Here is a 19285-nt window from a genome sequence, read left to right on the forward strand (position 1 = left end):
GGTAGTCTTCCTGCGTAAATACCCAGTCTGTGAAGAATTGGGTGATGAGGCTAAGAACCCTCGTTATATTCAGACCGTTCCCAAGCGGGGGTATCGGTTAGTCTGCCAAGTATCGCCGCCACATGGCAATACGCCAAATCATGCAAACACCACCCACAGAACCGCCCCAACAATTGATATCCCCCATCGTCGCAATAGCCGATTTAGTCACGTTTATAAGTACGTAGGTGCGATAGTTTTGTTAGTCGTTATAGGGGGGATTTTTTGGCAGCAAATAGCGCTTAAGAGTAATTTATCGATGGGTTATTCAGCGCCATTAACCCGCGCTAAAGGCATTGAGTATTCACCTCGTATACACCCCGACAATATTCACGTGTACTACCTTAGTGAAATAGAAGGCAGTAACCAACCTGAGTTGCGAGTGATAAATAAGGATACCGCATCTGTCAGGCGAGTAAAATTATCAGGTCACATAAGCACAATTATTAAGGTGATGAAAAAACACACCGGCATGCCAACCCAGCTTATTTATCTTTCAACATCTCACAGTGAGTGCAGTGTCTATCAAGCAGCGCTTTCGAACCCCCAAGAAGACGAGCAAAGCGTTAAAAGTGTGACCAAGTTGTTTGATTGCAAACATAAGCGAATTAAAGATGTGGACTACCATGAACAACAGCATGCGATTTACTATACAGCGCAGCCAGAAAATTTTTGGCCTAATCAAGTTTACGCTTTTGACATAGCATCGAAAAAAACCATCACCCCCACCCAACCTGAGCCGAAAGGGTGGGGCCACCACAGTATTGATATATCGCCAGATGGCGAAACACTCTTAATAATGAGCACAGACCATGATTATTATACTCAGCTCTATGCTGTAAACTTATCCACGCAGGAAATAACCGAAGGGGCCAAATTTAGCCGCCCCGTCGATGAGGCGATTTGGCATCACGACTCTGAGCATATCTACTATCATTCGCCGCCTCCCTCTTATCAAATATTACAGAGTGATTTGTACGGTGAAAACACGCAAGCCATCATTGGGGTATCGGAAGAGTTATCATCAGAAATGACCCGCATGGCGGATGGAAAAAACGTGCTGTTTAGTACAGAGCAGAGCAACTATAATAATCGCTGGCTAGTGGGAGAAGAAGATTTTACAGCCATAAGCAATTCAACGGTTTCTGATATCTCTCCAATCATGTTTCACCACAGCGAACAATATGTATTTGCATCAAAGCGCAGCGGCCACATGCAATTGTATCTAGGCAGCTACCGATCTAAAGAAGTAGTGACACTCACCAAATTTCATGCTCGTTACACTATTGGCCATATGGCCATGTCCTTTGATGACAACGCCTTGTTACTGAGCGTGAATAACAAAGTTTACCATCTTCCTATGCGCGAACTACTTGAGGCTTCCCCTTTGACCGATTTTAACGAAAAGCATCTCATTTATGTTAGTGAATTTCCCATTATATCCCTTGATTGGTTTGGTATAGATAACGCAGCCATAACAACCGTAAACCACGGCACCCCCACGTTAACCGTGACAAATTTACTGGGGCAAGAATTAGAGCTTCCGAATGGAAACTGGGCATATGGGCTAACAGATAGTGAATACCCCACAGACATATATATCATTAAACAAAAGAGCAATGCCTTGCATTACATTGGAAAAAAAGAAGAGTTGGACGATGGTTTGGCTTCTTCTGCGACTTCCCTGAAAAGCTTACTTAACCTACCTGAGCAGTTTTATCACGCAAAGGTCGATGCGCGTACTCTGTACTATATAACCACAGAAAATGATGTCGAATTTCTTCACAGTGTTCCTCTAACGGGCGCAGGGAAGACAACTAAGCTGCCATTGTATCGTTTTTCAAACTACGACGTGACGCGAGGGAAAATAATCGTAAGCGATATGGCAGATAGAGAAGGTGACATTTACAGAACTGTCCAATAACCAACCTTGCGATGAATACCTCAAAGGCTATCCTATTTCCATATGTATACGACGCTGCTTAACGACTAATAAGCCCCCCTTTTACCAAGATACACTTAAAACACCTTATAGCATTTTGTAACAAATTATCTGTAATTTGTACTTGCATATGCACTAAAGCGAAGGCATATTTTGCATCCTTTATTGTGCAACGAATCAGTATATGTTGACGTTGCTGCCGCGAATTTAAATGGATTTAGTCTAGGAAGTTGCGTTGTATTCCTTTTTCACCCGCTGTTGCATAGTATTTTTGTGTACCGTAACGCTAGTTTACGCTAACGATGCGTCTCAACATATAAATAACCTAGCATCACACAAGGTGTGGAAGCAGCTATTACATGCTGAGCAAACCGCAGTAACGCTACACCACAGTGGCAGTCACTTCTATTTAGCAGAAAATGGCTTTGAAAATCCACTTTCAGAACTTAACGCGACTATTCATGCCTTCTCGCAAAACCCAAAAAGCCAGTGTCAATTTCCCGCACGTAAACGTTTTATAGAAAAACAGTTACCCACACTTAGCTTCCCTGACGTGGCATGCCCAAAGTATCAAGAATATTTAGATGCTTTTTCTACCCACAGCGCCAGCCTTATTTTTGCTTCAGGCTACTTGGGTAACCCCGCATCGATGTTTGGTCATGTATTTTTAAAGTTTAATGGTGAATCAGAAGACGGCTTACTCGATAACACCTTCTCTTATGGGGCCAAGGTGCCTGATAACGAAAACAAGTTGGTTTACATCACTAAGGGCATCTTGGGCGGCTATCAAGGTAAGTTTTCTAACCAGCAATACCACCACCATCATTTAACCTATAGCGAAACCGAGCTTCGCGATATGTGGGAATATAAACTCGCCCTATCCCAAGACGATATTCACTTTCTCCTTGCCCATTTATGGGAGTTAGAAAATGCCACAATGACCTATTACTTCTTTGAGCAAAACTGTGCCTACCAATTAGCAAAGTTGCTTAGCTTGGTTTTCGATGAACCCCTGATTGCCCCTAATAAAGTGTGGGTAATGCCGTTTGATTTAGTGGTAATGATGCAGCGCCATCAAACTAACCGCCCCATGTTTAGCGACGTTATTTACCATGGCTCACGTCAGCAAACACTTTATGATCGCTGGCAACAGTTAACCAGCAATGAACAGCAAACCTTACTGCAAATATTAGAAAGTGCGCCTGAACAGACACACGCGCAGCTTGCTACTTTAGGTGACGCATCAGCAATACGGGTTATCGATACCCTTTACGACTACTTTGCGTTTATTGAACAAAAAGAAGACGACCTCACCGATACACAACAAGCACAAAAGCGCCAGGCTATGATTAAGCGGTTTGCCATGGCGCCGGGTAAACCAAACTGGAAAAGCGTAGATAGACGCCCTCCTCATGAGGCACAAGATACCACGCGTATTGGCCTTGGGTTATACGACACACCAGCAGGCGACTTAGCGGGAGAACTGAACTTTCGGGCCAATTACTACGATCTGCTTACGCTGAATGCGGGGCGAATACCTTACTCTGAACTCACCACCTTTAATGTTCGCCTTCGCTACCAAGAGGGTGAAGGGCTATCAGTAAAAGAGTTTACGCCGGTGCGAATTATTAACCTTAATGCGTCTGAATCTGGGTTACCACTTGATAGCAATTGGGCTTGGAAACTCGCCTTTGGCTACAAAGAACAAGCTAATAGCTGCACCCACTGCGGGGCAGGTTATATCGACAGTTTTATTGGGAAGTCTTGGGCCTTTCGTCACAACCTTGTAGGTTATGCCGCGCTCAGCACGTCTATTACCAGCTCTAATCTGAGTGGCGGCTTTATAGCTGTAGGTTCAGAAATGGGAGGCGTAGCACACGTTACGTCTGAAATAGCAATGTCACTAGCAGTAGGACAACAATGGTTTGTTAATCAGCCTTCTAAGGATCAACACTATCTCTCTGTTACGGCACGATATTCAATTAATCAGCGCTGGGACGTGAGAGCCAATATTGATAACAAGCATGGTACTGACTTTGGCTTGCTTATTTCACATTATTATTAATAACAATCAGAGGAATATAAAAATGATAAAAAAACTAACACTTGCAGCACTTCTTACTACTACTGCATTTGCTGGAAATGTATCGGCTGACGATAACATTAACCCGTGGAAACACTGTGGTATTGGCGCTGCTATTTTTGATGACAATGGCACAGCTGCTGCAATTTCAAACATCATTTGGGATTTAGGTACAACTGCGGTTTCTTCAAAAGTATCATCTGCTGATTCTTGTGAAGGTAAAATGGCGACTGCGGCTGTATTTATTCAAAATAACTTTAACAACGTTATTGAAGAAACGAGCCAAGGTTCAGGCGCACACCTAACGGCAATGCTTGATATTTTAGAGGTAAACGAAGCAGCACGCGCTGATGTTGTAACTGCTGTTCGTGCTGAAATGGCACTATCAGTTGCAGCAAACGAAGCAACTAGCCCAGAAGCTTTCTACAATGCAGTTGTAGCAAACATCTAGTTATATAGGCAGTGGCGAAATAACCGCTTGCGGGAATGCCACTGTCGCATAGCAGTGATATAGCAATACTAAACTAGGGCGCATAGCGCCCTAGTTTATTTTTTAATTTTACTTAAATATTATGCGCGACTTTGGAATTTACGCTCTTCGGTATTTACCTTTATCCACTCGCCGGTACTGATGTACTCAGGTACTTGAACCACTAAGCCCGTTGATAACGTAGCAGGCTTAGTCCTAGAGGTTGCCGATGCACCTTTAATAGAAGGGTCGGTTTCAACTACCTCAAGTTCTACGCTCATTGGTAAATCTAGGGCCACTGGCACGTCGCTTACAATTAACACCTGAATAGACTCGGTTTTTTCATTAATAAATAAGGCTTCATCGGCAATGCTTTCTTTATTTAGGTGATACGGCGTGTAATCTTCGTTATCGAGAAATACATACTCGTCACCATCAATGTAAGAAAACATCACAGGGCGACGTACTAAATCAGCCATTTCTAGCATGTCTGAATCTTTGAATGTTTCATCAAACTTAGCGCCGCTAACCACGTCGTACATACGCATGCGATAAATGCTACCTCCCGCACGGCCCTGAGGTACTGAACGTTCGATATCTCTCACAATACACGTTTTACCACCATAAACGATGGTGTGATTCTTTTTAATTTCACTTGCCTTTGGCATGGTCTTACCCTGTTATTAATGGCCTTTAACGATTGGCGGGCCATGTTAAATTATCACCCTATCTTCCGGTAATTGCGTGTTATAGTCAAAGCTATAAGCCTACTGCGATCGCATGAGATTGGTTGGTATCTTCGGTGATCACCCGTTGAACACTCTTAATTCGGTTATCGCTGTGATTGAGCGACAGTGTTTCCAACGTATTGCATTCAGAGATCAACCAAAAGCCAACGAAAGTCAGTATTTTGAAGCTGTTTTTTATCATGTGAGTACCGAAACACTTGCCTAGCCGGAAGCGTCATTTATAGCTTAGTAACACCAACCCTTTATCTCGTGTAGGTTTTGGTCTCCTTCGTACGTGAAGCGGACACTGGGCAATAACGGAGTTTGTAATCAAAAATAGCATTATTGTTTAATCATAACCTTTGGATTACGCTTGTAATCAAATTCGCCATCAGAGTTAATGGATGAAAATCTTTAGCCATGCTTTAGTTGTCCTAGTGCTTTTATTATCGGTTTGTGCGAGCAAAACCACCGTTCATGTTTATGCAAAATAGCTAGATAGCACTCACAGAGACGAAATTAGTAACGCTTTTGATTCGTCTCAAAGATATCGCGTTCAATTGAATGAATTCGACTTTCCCGCGAGTGTTACCGAAAATACTCTTCTCTACTTTTTAATTTTACTTGAACCTGAAGCTATTGATATAGCCTCTAACATATCAGCTACTGCCGGCTTCACAGTACAGCGAATTGAAGGTTTGAATAAAGGAAATCATTGGTATACAAAAAATTCAATGGCTCTATTTCTATTGCCCAAAAACAAAGACAATAGACGAATGTTTTTCCGTCAAGATTTAATGAACGAATACAAGGCTAAAGACTGTAGTGAAGCTACTTCTTTATATTTTCACAAGGATGGCTCTTTCACACTTGAAATGGCTACAAAAAGCACTGGCACTGATATGATTATTGGTGTGTGGAAATATAGGCAGTAGCCTTTTTTAGAATTGAAAAAGAAAGGAGCTACTTATGCAGACTATTATTTTGAAATAAAGCGGTTTAGGGACGCTGACTAGGTAAGTGAAATAGATTTTGTGGAGCTGGTGTCCCTAAATGCGGGGAGCTTGCCCGAGAACTGCTCCTTTTTAATTGGAAAAAGAATTTGACTGCTGACTGTTATCAAATTTTGCGAATTGCCTGAAGCCGACCATGTCGCCCATATTGCTCCGTATTTAAAGTTACCCGTTACCCTGATGACTAGTAGAGACTCTTTGGTAAAGCGGTCGATAAAGCATTAAGATTCTAATGTCGGCAACGAGCGACGAGGAGGCATTGAATGTTTCAACTAATAACGTCTACTGATTCGATAAAGCGGATATCAGAGAATGCATCTCTGAGGTGCCCCAGAGGGATTTGAGTAAAAGTTGTATACAGTAGTATGCCTAATAAGAGCCACAAAACCCGCTCTAAAATCTGCGACTGCTCAGAAAAATTCACTCCGTTCGACAATCCTAGAAGGATACCAGCCAGGTAAATAAATACTTGATATTTTTATAGATTCTCTCGTTTCAACGCGCACAACCTTGTTGATCTATAGCCGCTTCCTCGATGTAACAAACGTCTAATAAAATGGGTTTGCCAAGTAGCACTTTACGACATCTTTAGTTGAACAGGAAGGAGTTTAACAAGCTCAGCTGTACTAGTGTGATTTGATTATAAAGGGAAACCCCTCGGTCTAATTACCAAGCGATTTTGTTGCACATGATTTTATTAGTAGACTCTCATTCTTTCAAGGAAATAGAAACGCGAGACCAAACTCAAATAACATTATGCAAATCCTTAGCGAAATCAAGTTGCTTTGGTTTCCGGATTTATACTATCATCTAAGACTTCGTTGGGGAGTAGCCTGTTTCCATTATTCATGGAAAAGTTTGTGTCAACATAATTGGTCACATGACCATGGTACAAACACCTCTTGGTTGGCGAGACCATCGATATTTCCATGCTCTAAGGTCAGGCGTGTGGTTTTATCGTGGACTCAATATTGCCTGACCGGAGTTTTGAAGTATGAGTATCTTTGCTCTCATGTTACTTGCCTTTGCTATGTCTACTGATGCTTTTGCTGCCGCTATAGGTAAGGGTGTCAAAATAAAGAATCCTCGTTTTAGCTTTGCTATCAAAGTCGGCTTTACATTTGGTTTAATAGAAGCAATCACTCCTGTTATAGGTTGGATAATAGGACATGCAGCTTCTTCTTATGTAGAAGCGTGGGATCATTGGATTGCGTTGATTATTCTTACCGGCTTAGGCGTTTATATGGTCTTTGAAAGCTTTCAACCTGCCATTGATGATGAAAGTAAAACGCAAAAACAGTCGTTTATTTTGCTATGTGTGACTGCGTTTGGTACTAGCATAGACGCAATGGCGGTTGGCGCAAGCCTTGCCTTTGTTGATGTAAATATCATGACGGCCTCCGGCTTAATTGGTTTGGCCACGTTTTTGATGGTAACGACAGGTATTATGCTGGGTAGTTTAATGGGCTCTTTAATAGGCAAAAGAGCCGAGACATTTGGCGGAGTCATACTTATTTCAGTGGGTATGTGGATTTTTACAACCCACACTCTTTAGAATTCAACAATATGATAATGCAACTACTTCAAGTTGAAGTGGTTGCATACATCAACATGCATAAGCTGATATTTACATAAGTAGACTAACAAATACAATATCGAAGAGAATTTATGTGTTTTCGCACAATAAAATTTGGTACACAACTTCAATTTGGAATAATAAAGTTGGGAAAGTTTAAATAGAGCTGAGAAAGAAGAAAGCTCGCTCACTGTGTTACATCACAAAATATAAATGTGATACGTCACATTTTCCTTATAGTGATTTTAACCATTTGTTTCCTATCAAACTAATTTTAAATAAGCGGCCTCTTTTTTGAGCTGCTTTTTTAGTTTGAGTATTTTTATTTTCTGACAAAATGTCGGCTCACAGTGAATTTCGAAATCTACCACTTTTATCAGCGTACTATCAGATCGACAGGGAATGACAGAGCGCCATGCGCCCTGACGAACCAATACGTTAGGCGGTAACGGGTATTCCATTTGAGCTTTTAGATCATTATGTATTTTACCACGCCACTAGATTATCAGCTCTGCGCCTTCTCCCGCGATTTCTTGCCCTCTGTTAAATGCATCCCCCTCTAGATATCCGTTTATCCCGCTATCACCGGCAGGGGGAGGTTTATATACAGGGCTGAACTCTCTAGTTTCAAGTATACTGAACAAAGATTCCAACGAACATATATGCCTAAACCGTCTCAACGTTTTTCCTTCATTGGTGAACTACCCTCTTTATTAGACTTTATTTTCAGCCATCAACTCGTGATGCGTCACATTTACTTGTTATGCTATTTACCATACACTTATTATTATTTTGTATAGATAAGAGCAGCTGACGTGGTGAAGCAAACGCAGGACGAACTATCATTGTGGAATGAGTTTAACATCAACTCTATAGCGAGACTGCTAGAGGGCTTGAGCGATGAACATTACATTACTGATAATCACCCACCCGCTAGCGAAATCGAACTAATGACACTGAATGCAGTGTGGTATTAAACAAGCGACACACATTCTTAGAGAGTTTATCGTTGAGGAAAAAGTTCAGGCCATACAAACTCGATGGCGCAGCTTTAAGTACAGAAAGAAAAATAAGAAAACAACTTTGCAGGTAAATCAAGCATCGCGAAGGAAGATGCTGGACTTTGTGATCGACTCTGAGGTCAGCGATATTGACGAAGCCATCGATATACTATTGTCAAAGAAATACTATGACACTGACTTAGAGCAGGCAAAAGACATGCACGGTCTAAGGCTATACGATGAAGAAGAGACCTACCTACGCAATCTGTTAAATTCACTGACCCGCCGTGACAGAAAGCGAATAGAGAAAGAAATCAGACAAGCGTTCCTTGCTGGATGGTCAGCCGCGAAGCGTTCAAGAACGAAAAAGGCCGGCGCAAATGAAAGTGCTGTAGAGAGCTATTTCGCAAAAACTATTAAAGAGAAATATTAAGTGGATTATAAATTGTGTGATTCATAGACATCATTTCACTTTTCGTAGTTGAAGATCACGTTGATAATTCGATAGCTGAATGCGCTCATTTTCAGTTTCGCAATTAGCGTGAACGTCTTCCCAGAGCGGTGTTTTTGCAAGGTGTTCACATACTATATCCATTGGAGTTTTACCTTTGAATGAGCCGTGAGCGCGTTGCCAATTTCAATTAGCCATGTTCATAAGTTGCTATTTCATTCATAATGCGACCTCAATGAATTGCCAAGATAAATTAGCAAGTTCCCGAACATGATCACTCATCGTCATCATCTTATTTTTAAGTATCGCTAAACTCAATAACAAAAACCGTCTTACTTTCATCGGATTCAACATACATATCGGCTCCGTTGATCTTCATCACAGACTTAGCAATGGTTAAGCCAAGTCCAGTGCCTTGACCATCTCTCTGTCGAGAGGGGTCAACTCGATAGAAACGATTGAACAATTTAGGAATATGCTGAGGCTCAATTTTCTCCCCGCTATTTGACACCATTATTTTCTGCTTTTTTGCTTTGCACTCCGTTTTGACATCTACCGTACTATTATAAGGAGCGTGTCTTATCGCATTTGAAATCAGATTTCCTATTGCCTGTCGGAACATGGTTTTGTCGCAGTGAATAGTAAATGAAGAGCCGGTAACTTGGATGTTTATGTGCTTCTCGTCAGCAAGTAAATTAAAGTAATCGAGCAGGCTTGATATTTCCTTTTGCACATCTAAAAATTCAATTGTGGGCGTTATAAGTCCGTGCTCGGTTTTAGCCAATAGGAGCATATCACTCACCATTTTCGTCATGCGCTCATATTCTTCTAAATTAGAATAAAGTATGTCGGCGTATTCCTCGGTTGACCGCACTTGTCCTAACATCACTTGGGTTTGGGTCGTTAAATTAGTAATTGGGGTTCGTAATTCATGCGCGATATCTGCTGAGAAGTGGGATAGTTTTTCAAAGCCACCTTCAAGACGTTCAATCATGGTGTTGAAAGAATTTACTAGGGTGATTAATTCTTCTGGCACCTCATCTGGGTTTAGTCGTATATCAAGATTATCGGCGGTGATAGTTTCAATTTTTCGCGTAAGCTTTCTTAATGGTGATAGGCTTCTGTAAATCGCAAAACGCGCAGCTAATACTGTAATAATGCCTGAACAAATAATGATGCCCATTACCGATTGTAAAAGGTTGTTCATAAACGTCATGTGGAATTCCATGTTTGACGCTACGATGATGATATAGCTAGTATCATGCGTATTAAAGCTTAATTTAATGGCTCTATGCATGTGGTTTTCATCGCTAAACAACAACATGTCTTTCGGACTAATTGATGTGTATGTTGTGGCTGTTTTAGGAAAGAATGAAAAATCAGCTCCTTCACTTGTAAATATCGTATCTCCTTTGTCATCCTCAACATGATAGTAGACACCATGATGTCCTGAAACTGCCTGGAATAAAAGCTTGGAAGGTTGTACCGATTGATCATGTGACTTTTCGAGCTTTGACTTAATGGCATGAAACACCTCATTAAGCTCATCGGCATCTTGTTCTTGAAAATGGTCTTCAATAGAGGTGACTACTAGTGTGCCCATAATGCCAAGACACACGAAAATAGCTATTCCCACAAATACCATTGTTCGAAAGGAAATTGAGTACGGCTTTTGTCTTTTAATTTTGCTCTTCATCAGTTGTTAATTTGTATCCCATACCACGAACCGTTTGAATCAGTTTTGGGGAAAATTCATCATCAATTTTAGCTCTCAAGCGGCGTATTGCTACATCGATGACGTTTGTATCGCTGTCGAAATTAATGTCCCATACTTGAGACGCAATCAACGAGCGTGGAAGCACCTCTCCTTGTCTTCTGACCATGAGTTCTAAAAGCGAAAACTCTTTTGTTGTCAAATTAATGGATTGGCCAGCGCGTTTTACAGCACGAGACGGGATATCCATTTGTAAATCTGCGACTTGTAGCAGGTTAGTAGCTACTGTATTTCCTCTTCGAAAAAGGGTTCTGACTCTAGCCAACAATTCTGCAAAAGCAAAAGGCTTCACTAAATAATCGTCAGCGCCCAGCTCTAGACCTTTTACTCTGTCATTGACACTGTCTCTTGCAGTTAAAAATAATACAGGAGTTTGATTGCCAGATTGACGCAATGATTCTAGAATCCGCCAACCATTAATGTCTGGCAGCATGATATCTAAGATTATTAGATTATACTCGCCCGTCATCGCTTTATGGTGACCATCTAAACCATTTCGAACGAGCTCAATGACAAATCCAGACTCCGTTAGTCCTTGCTTTATATAGTCACCGATTTTCTTTTCATCCTCGACTACCAAAATTTTCATAGTTAACTCACGTATGCGTAATGTAATTTCAGCACTTAGATTTGGTAAGTGCTTAACAAGGCGGTGTTCAATATCGGATCTTGCAACTCAGGCCAACAAAACGTACCTCACTCACAAGCAATATATTCCAATGCATAAAAATAACCAACGATTGCTCTGACTAGATTACAACATTGTAATGAGCAGGTAATCGCACTGCCATGTTGCTTAACTATACTCTTTATCTGGAACTATATTTAGAATACCTTATCAAAGTTATTTCAAGAATAGTAAAGTCGTATTAGATTATTCATTAAGGGTTGGTGTGGTCAGTAAATGCATTAAAACTGTTTTGCTTATAATGTTTTTAAGCACTCAAGTTGCAGATTCGTTTGCGATGTCCAACCCTGGCTGTGACATGCAAAATGACATGCATGAGCAACACCTTATAGATAACGAGCACAATTCATCACAAAATAGTCATGAGACGAATCAGATGGACGCGGATTGCTGTGGCGACGGTTGTGCTTGCCCTCTAGGCATTGTGTCTATCGCGATGCTCGTGAATTTTGACATTTTAACTCCAATCGAATTCAAATCCCTTAAGCCCAACACTTTTATCACGGATGCAGACGACGCTGTCCTTGGTCGCTTGCAACGCCCCCCAAAACGCTCTATAGCCTAACTCCAAAAATTTGGCGAAGCTCGTCAAAATTCCAATATCGAACGCCGCCGAATAAAGGCTGTGGTCGACATTTAAATTGTTAGAAAGAGAAATCAAATGAAGCCAATAAAATTGCTTTTTACTAAATTAGTGCTGCTTATTTCATTGACTATCGTCGTTGCATGCACAAATGAATCAGTTACTACTGAACAAAATAAGACCAGTTCCCAAGATATTGAGTCAAGTTTAAAGTTGGACGTTTTTAAACGCGAGTCGTGTGGATGTTGTCAGGGATGGATTGATCATGCTGAATCTCAAGGCATCCAAACCGATGTAGATGATATTGTTTTTCTCACTACTAAAAAACAAGATCTCGGAATCGAGCCAATGTACCGCTCTTGCCATACATCGGTGTCAACTGAAGGATATGTTTTCGAAGGTCATATACCCGTCAAATTTATTGTTAAATACTTAGATAATGTTCCGCAAGGCTCTATCGGCCTCTCAGTACCGGGTATGCCTGTTGGCAGCCCAGGAATGGAGAACGGTGATCAATTCAGACCATATCAAGTGTTATTGCTCAAAGATGACGGTACAGCAGAGGTTTTTGCAGAGGTGAATTCGTATGAGGAGCAATTCTGATGAGTGCTTTTAAAGGCTTTGCATGCTTAATTTTTCTTGTTACAACAAGTACTCAAATATCAGCAGAACAAAAGACCCCCCTTACTTTGCAGCAGGCTGTTGCCCAAGCTATTCAAAAAGACCCGTGGTTGGAAGGTAGCCAATATCGGGAAAACGCGACTATTTCTTCAAGTATCGCCGCAGATACTTTGCCTGATCCAGTTGTGTCTTTAGGGTTGGCAAACGTCCCTACCGATGGTTTTGCATTCGACCAAGAGCCTATGACTCAAATTAAAGCCGGCATTTCACAGATGTTTCCTCGTGGAGAAAGCTTGAGTATTAGACGTAAGCAACTCGAAGAATTGGCAACGCAGCATCCATTTATGCGATTGGACAGAAGAGCCAAAACACAAGTTGCCGTTTCTATGAAGTGGTTAGATGTTTATCTAGCGCAGCAAAGCATTTCGCTAATTGGGAAAGACAGATCTTTGTTTGAACAACTCAGTGAAATTGCAGAAGCGAACTACTCCTCTGCCGTCGGTAAAGTCAGGCAACAAGATATTATCCGAGCGCAGCTAGAACTAGCGCGACTTGAAGACAGACTCACAAAATTATCTTCTCAAAAAGAAAGAGCCTCGGCCGAACTTTTAGAATGGTTGACCGGCGGCGATTCAGGCGCGTTCAATTACTCGGGAAATGTTGCCTCTCTTGAACTACCAAAAACGTTGCCAGAAATTGAAGGAATAGAGAACGCCTACTACAAGATATTGAAAGCTAATAATCAACAAATGTTGGCAAATATACTCATCTCGCATCCTCTCATAAGAGCTGTTGAAAGCCGAATAAAGTCTAGTCAAACGGGTATCGAATTAGCAAAACAGCAATACAAGCCCCAATGGGGTGTAAACGCCAGCTATGCATATCGAGCAGATGACCAAATGGACAGAAGCCGAGCAGATTTTCTTTCAATCGGCGTTAGCTTTGACCTCCCCTTGTTTACAGAAAATAAACAAGATAAAGAAGTAAGCGCCGCCGTTAACGAATCAGAAGCAATTAAAACTGAAAAACGTTTAGTGCTTAGAGGCATGCTTGCTCAAATGCAATCCATATTTGCAGCAAGACAAAGACTGCTGGAAAGACAAACTTTATATCGCACCAATATTCTACGGCAATCAAGCGAACAAGCAGATGCCGCGTTAACAGCTTATACCAATGACGACGGCGATTTTGCTGAGGTTGTGAGAGCACGGATCGCTGATCTAAATGCTCGTATTGACGCATTAGAAATCGAAGTCGAACTACTTAAAACAAACATTCAACTAAATTACTTTTTTTCTGAGCAGAGTCTTAAAGCTGTGTCCGAATTTGGAGCTAACCAATGAAAACTGTAAACGCAATCGCTATAGGCGTGATAGCAGGCGCTGTAATTACAGCTCTTACCTACTCAATATTGCCAAGCTCAAATGGCTCACAAGATAGTAAGGCGGATGCCGGAGAAAAGCAGCCTTTGTATTGGGTTGCGCCAATGGATCCAAACTATAGAAGAGATGAGCCTGGGAAGTCCCCTATGGGCATGGATTTAGTACCTGTTTACGAAGATGAACAAGGCGCAGGCGATAGCCCTGGCACGGTGAAAATTTCGCCAACTGTAGTGAATAATTTAGGTGTTCGTACTGCCAAAGTGGAACAGCGGTCTTTGCACGTACCCATAAAAACAGTGGGTTATATCCAATATAATGAGGACACACTCGTTCATATTCACCCAAGGGTAGAAGGTTGGATAGATGAGCTATACGTAAAAGCAGCGGGCGAATACGTCAAAAAGGGCGAGCCACTGTACGCGCTTTATTCTCCCGAACTCGTAAATGCTCAAGAAGAATATCTTATTGCTTTAAAGCGCTCAAATAAGGAGCTGATAGAGGCTTCAAAAACAAGGTTAAAAGCGCTGCAAATGCCAGAATCTGCAATTCAATCGCTTATCTCAACTGGTAAAGTTCAGCAAACAATTACCTTCTATGCACCCCAAACTGGCTTTGTTGATAACTTGAATGTGCGCCAGGGGTTTTACGTAAAGCCAGGACTCACAATTTTATCAATTGGTGCGCTGGATGAAGTTTGGGTAGATGCTGAGGTGTTTGAGCGACAGTCTGCTCAAATTCAAGAGGGTTTGCCTGTGACTATGACTTTAGAATATCTCCCGGGTAAAGAGTGGACAGGAGATGTTGATTATATCTATCCAACCCTAGATGAAACGACTAGGACGCTTAAAGTCAGGCTGAGATTTACCAATGATGATTATGCACTAAAACCTAATATGTTCGCTCAGGTAACGATTCATTCTGATTTAACAGATGAGAATTTGCTCGTGCCCTCTGAGGCGGTAATCAGAACGGGTAGCCAAGATAGAGTAGTTTTAGCACTTGGAGACGGTAAGTTTAAGTCGGTATCAGTAGAAGTTGGACAAGTAGTTGATGAACATACAGAGATCTTATCAGGCTTGAGACTCAACGACAAAATCGTTACGTCAGCACAATTTTTACTCGATTCAGAAAGCAGCATTAGTTCTGATTTCAAAAGGATGGAGGAGCCTGAAGCGACTTCACAGTCGGTATATACAAAGGCTACCGTAAATAGCGTGATGACTGATCATAGAATGATAAATGTGGATCACGGCGCTATTGAAGAGTGGGAATGGCCGAGCATGACAATGGATTTCACTGTTGCCGAAAGCGTCGACATTAATGAGTTGAAAGCCGGCATGTCACTTCATATGGAAATCACTAAAACTGACTCGGGAAGTTTCGAAGTAACCACCATTCATATCATGGATTCGATGAATGATATGGATAGGTCCGCGGACAGCACTGATTCAGGTCATGACGCAATGCAAAGTATGGAAGAGCCTATTATGTCGGTTTGGACAGAGGCAACCATAAATAACGTGATGATGGAGAGCAGACGAATCAACGTTGATCACGGGCCTATTGATGAGTGGGAATGGCCGAGTATGACAATGGATTTCGATGTTGCCGATAGCGTTGCTATTGAAGAATTGAAAGCCGGTATGTCACTGCACATGGAAATTGTCAAAGCCGACTCTGGAAGCTTTGAAGTAGCAACTGTCCATATCATGGGCTCGATGACTGACATGGACGATACCCAAGACATGGATCATTCTAATCATTCAGACCATCAAGGAGCTCATCAATGATAGCTGCCATAATTAGATGGTCGGTTAGTAACCGATTTTTTGTGCTACTGGCGACGCTCATTCTAGTGGGTGGTGGTTTGTTTGCCATTAAAAATACGCCTGTTGATGCATTACCTGATTTGTCGGACGTGCAGGTAATTATTAAGACTAGTTATCCAGGGCAAGCGCCTCAAGTGGTAGAAGATCAAGTTACCTATCCTTTGACTACCGCAATGCTGTCAGTGCCTGGAGCACAAACTGTGAGAGGATATTCGTTCTTTGGCGATTCTTATGTGTACATCATCTTTGATGACGACACTGACTTGTACTGGGCGCGTAGTCGAGTGCTTGAATACTTGTCGCAAGTTGCGCCAAATCTACCCGAAAACGCAAGACCACAATTGGGGCCAGATGCTACCGGCGTGGGTTGGGTTTATCTGTATGCTCTTGTCGACAAAACGGGGCAAAACGATATCAGCCAACTGCGAAGCTTGCAGGATTGGTTCCTTAAATATGAGCTTCAAACGGTGCCAGGCGTTTCTGAAGTTTCAGCTATTGGTGGCATGGTAAAGCAATACCAAGTGCAGGTAGATCCTGAGAAGTTGCGAGCATATGGCATTCCGCTCTCTCACATTCAAATGGCCATCAAGCGCGGTAATCAGGAGGTGGGCGCATCCGTCATTGAAATGGCTGAAGCTGAATATATGGTTCGCGCGACAGGCTACATAGAAAGTAAAAGGGATATCGAACTGATTCCTTTAGGTGTGAACAATAATGGAACGCCGCTTTTAGTAAAAGATATTGCTGATGTCCGTCTTGGTCCGCAGATGCGCAGAGGTGTAGCCGAGTTGAACGGTGAAGGAGAAACCGTTGGCGGTGTCGTTGTTATGCGCTTTGGTGAAAATGCGCAAAAAACCATTGATGGCGTTAAAGCGAAACTAGAAGACCTTAAAAAGGGCTTACCGGATGGCGTCGAAATTGTCACGGTGTACGATCGCTCTGCATTAATAGAAAGAGCGGTAGATAACCTTGCATCGAAATTAGTGGAAGAGTTTATCGTCGTTGCACTGGTGTGTATCGCGTTCTTGTTCCATGTGCGTTCGTCACTTGTTGCCATCATTAGTATTCCAGTAGGCATTATCACGGCGATTATTGTGATGTATATGCAAGGCATCAATGCCAACATTATGTCATTGGGCGGAATTGCTATTGCAATCGGTGCGATGAGCGATGGGGCGATAGTGATGATTGAGAATATGCATAAACACATGGAGCGCACCCCATTAACTAAAGAGAACAGATGGCAAATAGTTGTGGACTCAGCATCTGAAGTGGGACCTGCATTGTTTTTCAGCCTTCTAATTATAACGGTGAGTTTTGTGCCTGTGTTTACGCTTGAGGCACAAGAAGGGAGAATGTTTTCACCACTTGCTTTCACCAAAACTTATGCCATGGCGGCCTCAGCAGCACTTGCAATTACGCTCGTGCCAGTTCTTATGGGATATTTTGTGCGCGGTAAAATACTTGCTGAAAGCAAAAATCCAGTGAATCGCTTTTTAACGTTTTTATACATGCCTTCGCTTAGAACAGTGCTGCGTTTTCCTAAATTAACGATGTTAGCTGCGGTTTTAGTGCTAGCGATAGGTTTGTGGCCCGTGAACAAAATCGGTAGCGAGTTTATCCCGCCTTTAGATGAGGGAGATTTGATGTACATGCCAACAACCTATGCCGGTATATCGATTGGCAAAGCGAGAGAGCTGTTACAACAAACCAACAAATTGATCAAAACCGTCCCAGAAGTTGATACCGTGTTTGGGAAAGTAGGTCGCGCTGATACTGCAACTGATCCGGCACCTTTAACGATGATAGAAACTTTCATTCAATTAAAACCTAAAGAACAGTGGCGAGAAGGTTTAACAACTGATGATTTGATAAAGGAGTTAGATTCAGTAGTCAAATTGCCGGGCTTAACTAATGCTTGGGTAATGCCTATTAAGACGCGAATTGACATGTTGGCAACAGGCATAAAGACGCCCGTTGGTATAAAAATTGGTGGCCCTGATCTTATGGAAATTCAGAAGATTGGACAGCAAATTGAAACCATACTTTCTGATGTCGATGGGACTGCCTCTGTTTATTCCGAGCGTGTGGCCGGAGGACGTTATGTCAAAGTAGATATTCAGCGCGAAAAGGCTGCTCGCTATGGTCTAAACATCGCTGACGTGCAACAAGTTGTCTCAAGTGCAATTGGCGGAATGAATGTGACTCAAAGCGTTGAAGGTTTAGAGCGTTACCCTGTAAATGTTCGTTACCCGCAGTCTTATCGGTCATCGCCAGAGTCTTTGTCTTTGCTACCCATCGTTACACCGCAGGGTAAACGTATTGCTTTGGCCGATGTGGCGGATGTGTATATTGAAGATGGTCCTCCAGGCATCAAAAGTGAAAATGCACGACTAAATGGCTGGGTGTATGTGGATATCGATGGTGTCGATATAGGTTCCTATGTAGTTTCAGCCCAAAAAGCAGTGAGCGAACAACTCGTCTTGCCGGCAGGTTATTCGGTAAACTGGTCTGGACAATATGAATATATGTTGCGAGCTAAAGAGAAATTAACCTATGTGGTTCCTTTGACCATAGCTATCATCGTTATTTTACTGTATCTCAATTTTCGCAACTTCATCGAAGTAGCGATCATTATGGGGACTTTACCACTGTCTATGGTGGGAAGTATCTGGCTGATGTACATAGAGGGTTTTAACTTTTCAGTTGCCGTCGGCGTCGGCTTCATTGCACTTGCAGGTGTTGCCGTAGAAATTGGCGTAATTATGCTTGTTTACTTAAATCAGGAGTATCAAGCCTTAATCGAAAAATGTAAATCTGAGAGCGTCAGACCCACCATAAACAAGTTAACTGAAGCGGTTATTCATGGCGCTGGATTACGAGTCCGACCGGTTATGATGACCACAGCGACCATAATATTTGGCTTATTACCCGTACTTTACGGCTCAGGCACTGGGTCTGAAGTCATGAGTCGTATTGCTGCTCCGATGGTTGGTGGCATGGTTAGCGCTTTACTACTGACCTTGTTGGTTTTACCCGCAATTTATTTTCTGTGGAAGAGAAGGCAAATTCAACACTTGCCGGATACTTTCTGATGCTAGCTTCA

The 19285-nt window shown here is 42.1% G+C and carries 15 protein-coding genes and 1 riboswitch; of the genes, 10 read left to right on the forward strand and 5 right to left on the reverse strand.

All coding sequences use genetic code 11. The features are described from left to right. The first annotated feature begins 37 nt into the window (after positions 1-37). The 3 genes from GTH32_RS15675 to GTH32_RS15685 all read left to right on the forward strand — a co-directional run bounded on the left by GTH32_RS15675 (position 38) and on the right by GTH32_RS15685 (position 4515). Positions 38-1963, forward strand: a complete 1926-nt coding sequence (locus GTH32_RS15675) for a PD40 domain-containing protein (RefSeq protein WP_163087492.1) — start codon at positions 38-40, stop codon at positions 1961-1963. A 253-nt stretch (positions 1964-2216) separates the two neighbouring features. After that, a complete protein-coding gene (locus tag GTH32_RS15680) occupies positions 2217-4046 on the forward strand; it encodes an Lnb N-terminal periplasmic domain-containing protein (RefSeq protein ID WP_163087494.1) in 1830 nt (609 codons plus the stop codon). A 22-nt stretch (positions 4047-4068) separates the two neighbouring features. Further along, on the forward strand, positions 4069-4515 hold the full coding sequence (locus tag GTH32_RS15685) for a DUF3015 family protein (protein ID WP_163087496.1): 447 nt from the start codon (positions 4069-4071) through the stop codon (positions 4513-4515). 119 nt (positions 4516-4634) lie between these two features. On the opposite strand, the gene efpL is transcribed toward GTH32_RS15685, so the two are convergent. Both efpL and GTH32_RS15695 read right to left on the reverse strand, forming a co-directional pair. Next, on the reverse strand, positions 4635-5201 hold the full coding sequence (efpL, locus tag GTH32_RS15690) for an elongation factor P-like protein EfpL (RefSeq protein WP_163087498.1): 567 nt from the start codon (positions 5199-5201) through the stop codon (positions 4635-4637). Between the two features lie 91 nt (positions 5202-5292). Continuing rightward, positions 5293-5463, reverse strand: coding sequence for a hypothetical protein (locus tag GTH32_RS15695; RefSeq protein ID WP_163087500.1), 171 nt, complete (start codon positions 5461-5463; stop codon positions 5293-5295). Positions 5464-5821: 358 nt separating this feature from the next. Between GTH32_RS15695 and GTH32_RS15700 the strand changes: the two genes are divergently transcribed. From GTH32_RS15700 to GTH32_RS15710, 3 genes are all read left to right on the forward strand, one after another. After that, entirely contained in the window at positions 5822-6196 is a 375-nt protein-coding gene (locus tag GTH32_RS15700) for a hypothetical protein (RefSeq protein ID WP_163087502.1), read from the forward strand. Between the two features lie 889 nt (positions 6197-7085). Continuing rightward, a riboswitch (yybP-ykoY riboswitch) is annotated at positions 7086-7262 on the forward strand. Between the two features lie 6 nt (positions 7263-7268). Next, entirely contained in the window at positions 7269-7829 is a 561-nt protein-coding gene (locus GTH32_RS15705) for a manganese efflux pump MntP (protein WP_163087504.1), read from the forward strand. A gap of 981 nt (positions 7830-8810) precedes the next feature. Next, positions 8811-9284 carry a hypothetical protein gene (locus tag GTH32_RS15710; protein ID WP_163087506.1) on the forward strand — a complete coding sequence of 158 codons (474 nt, stop codon included), beginning with the start codon at positions 8811-8813 and terminating at the stop codon, positions 9282-9284. 30 nt (positions 9285-9314) lie between these two features. Here GTH32_RS15710 and GTH32_RS19660 read toward each other — a convergent pair whose 3' ends face one another. From GTH32_RS19660 to GTH32_RS15720, 3 genes are all read right to left on the reverse strand, one after another. Continuing rightward, complete coding sequence (locus tag GTH32_RS19660; RefSeq protein WP_281360052.1) at positions 9315-9446, reverse strand: hypothetical protein; 132 nt, start codon at positions 9444-9446, stop codon at positions 9315-9317. 154 nt (positions 9447-9600) lie between these two features. Further along, positions 9601-10998, reverse strand: coding sequence for a heavy metal sensor histidine kinase (locus GTH32_RS15715; RefSeq protein ID WP_163087508.1), 1398 nt, complete (start codon positions 10996-10998; stop codon positions 9601-9603). Continuing rightward, positions 10982-11665 (reverse strand): heavy metal response regulator transcription factor, encoded by a 684-nt coding sequence (locus tag GTH32_RS15720; protein WP_163087510.1) that lies wholly within the window; start codon positions 11663-11665, stop codon positions 10982-10984. Before GTH32_RS15720 ends, GTH32_RS15715 begins: the two co-directional genes overlap by 17 nt. Before the next feature lie 760 nt (positions 11666-12425). Between GTH32_RS15720 and GTH32_RS15725 the strand changes: the two genes are divergently transcribed. The 4 genes from GTH32_RS15725 to GTH32_RS15740 are packed head-to-tail and all read left to right on the forward strand — an operon-like array spanning position 12426 to position 19274. Then, positions 12426-12950, forward strand: a complete 525-nt coding sequence (locus GTH32_RS15725; RefSeq protein ID WP_163087512.1) for a DUF411 domain-containing protein — start codon at positions 12426-12428, stop codon at positions 12948-12950. Then, positions 12950-14311, forward strand: coding sequence for a TolC family protein (locus tag GTH32_RS15730; protein WP_163087514.1), 1362 nt, complete (start codon positions 12950-12952; stop codon positions 14309-14311). Before GTH32_RS15725 ends, GTH32_RS15730 begins: the two co-directional genes overlap by 1 nt. Beyond that, complete coding sequence (locus tag GTH32_RS15735) at positions 14308-16140, forward strand: efflux RND transporter periplasmic adaptor subunit (protein WP_163087516.1); 1833 nt, start codon at positions 14308-14310, stop codon at positions 16138-16140. Before GTH32_RS15730 ends, GTH32_RS15735 begins: the two co-directional genes overlap by 4 nt. Beyond that, positions 16137-19274, forward strand: coding sequence for an efflux RND transporter permease subunit (locus tag GTH32_RS15740; protein WP_163087518.1), 3138 nt, complete (start codon positions 16137-16139; stop codon positions 19272-19274). The genes GTH32_RS15735 and GTH32_RS15740 overlap by 4 nt, the downstream gene beginning before the upstream one ends. Positions 19275-19285 lie beyond the last annotated feature (11 nt).

It is taken from the genome of Alteromonas profundi, assembly GCF_010500865.1.
GTDB lineage: Bacteria > Pseudomonadota > Gammaproteobacteria > Enterobacterales > Alteromonadaceae > Alteromonas > Alteromonas profundi.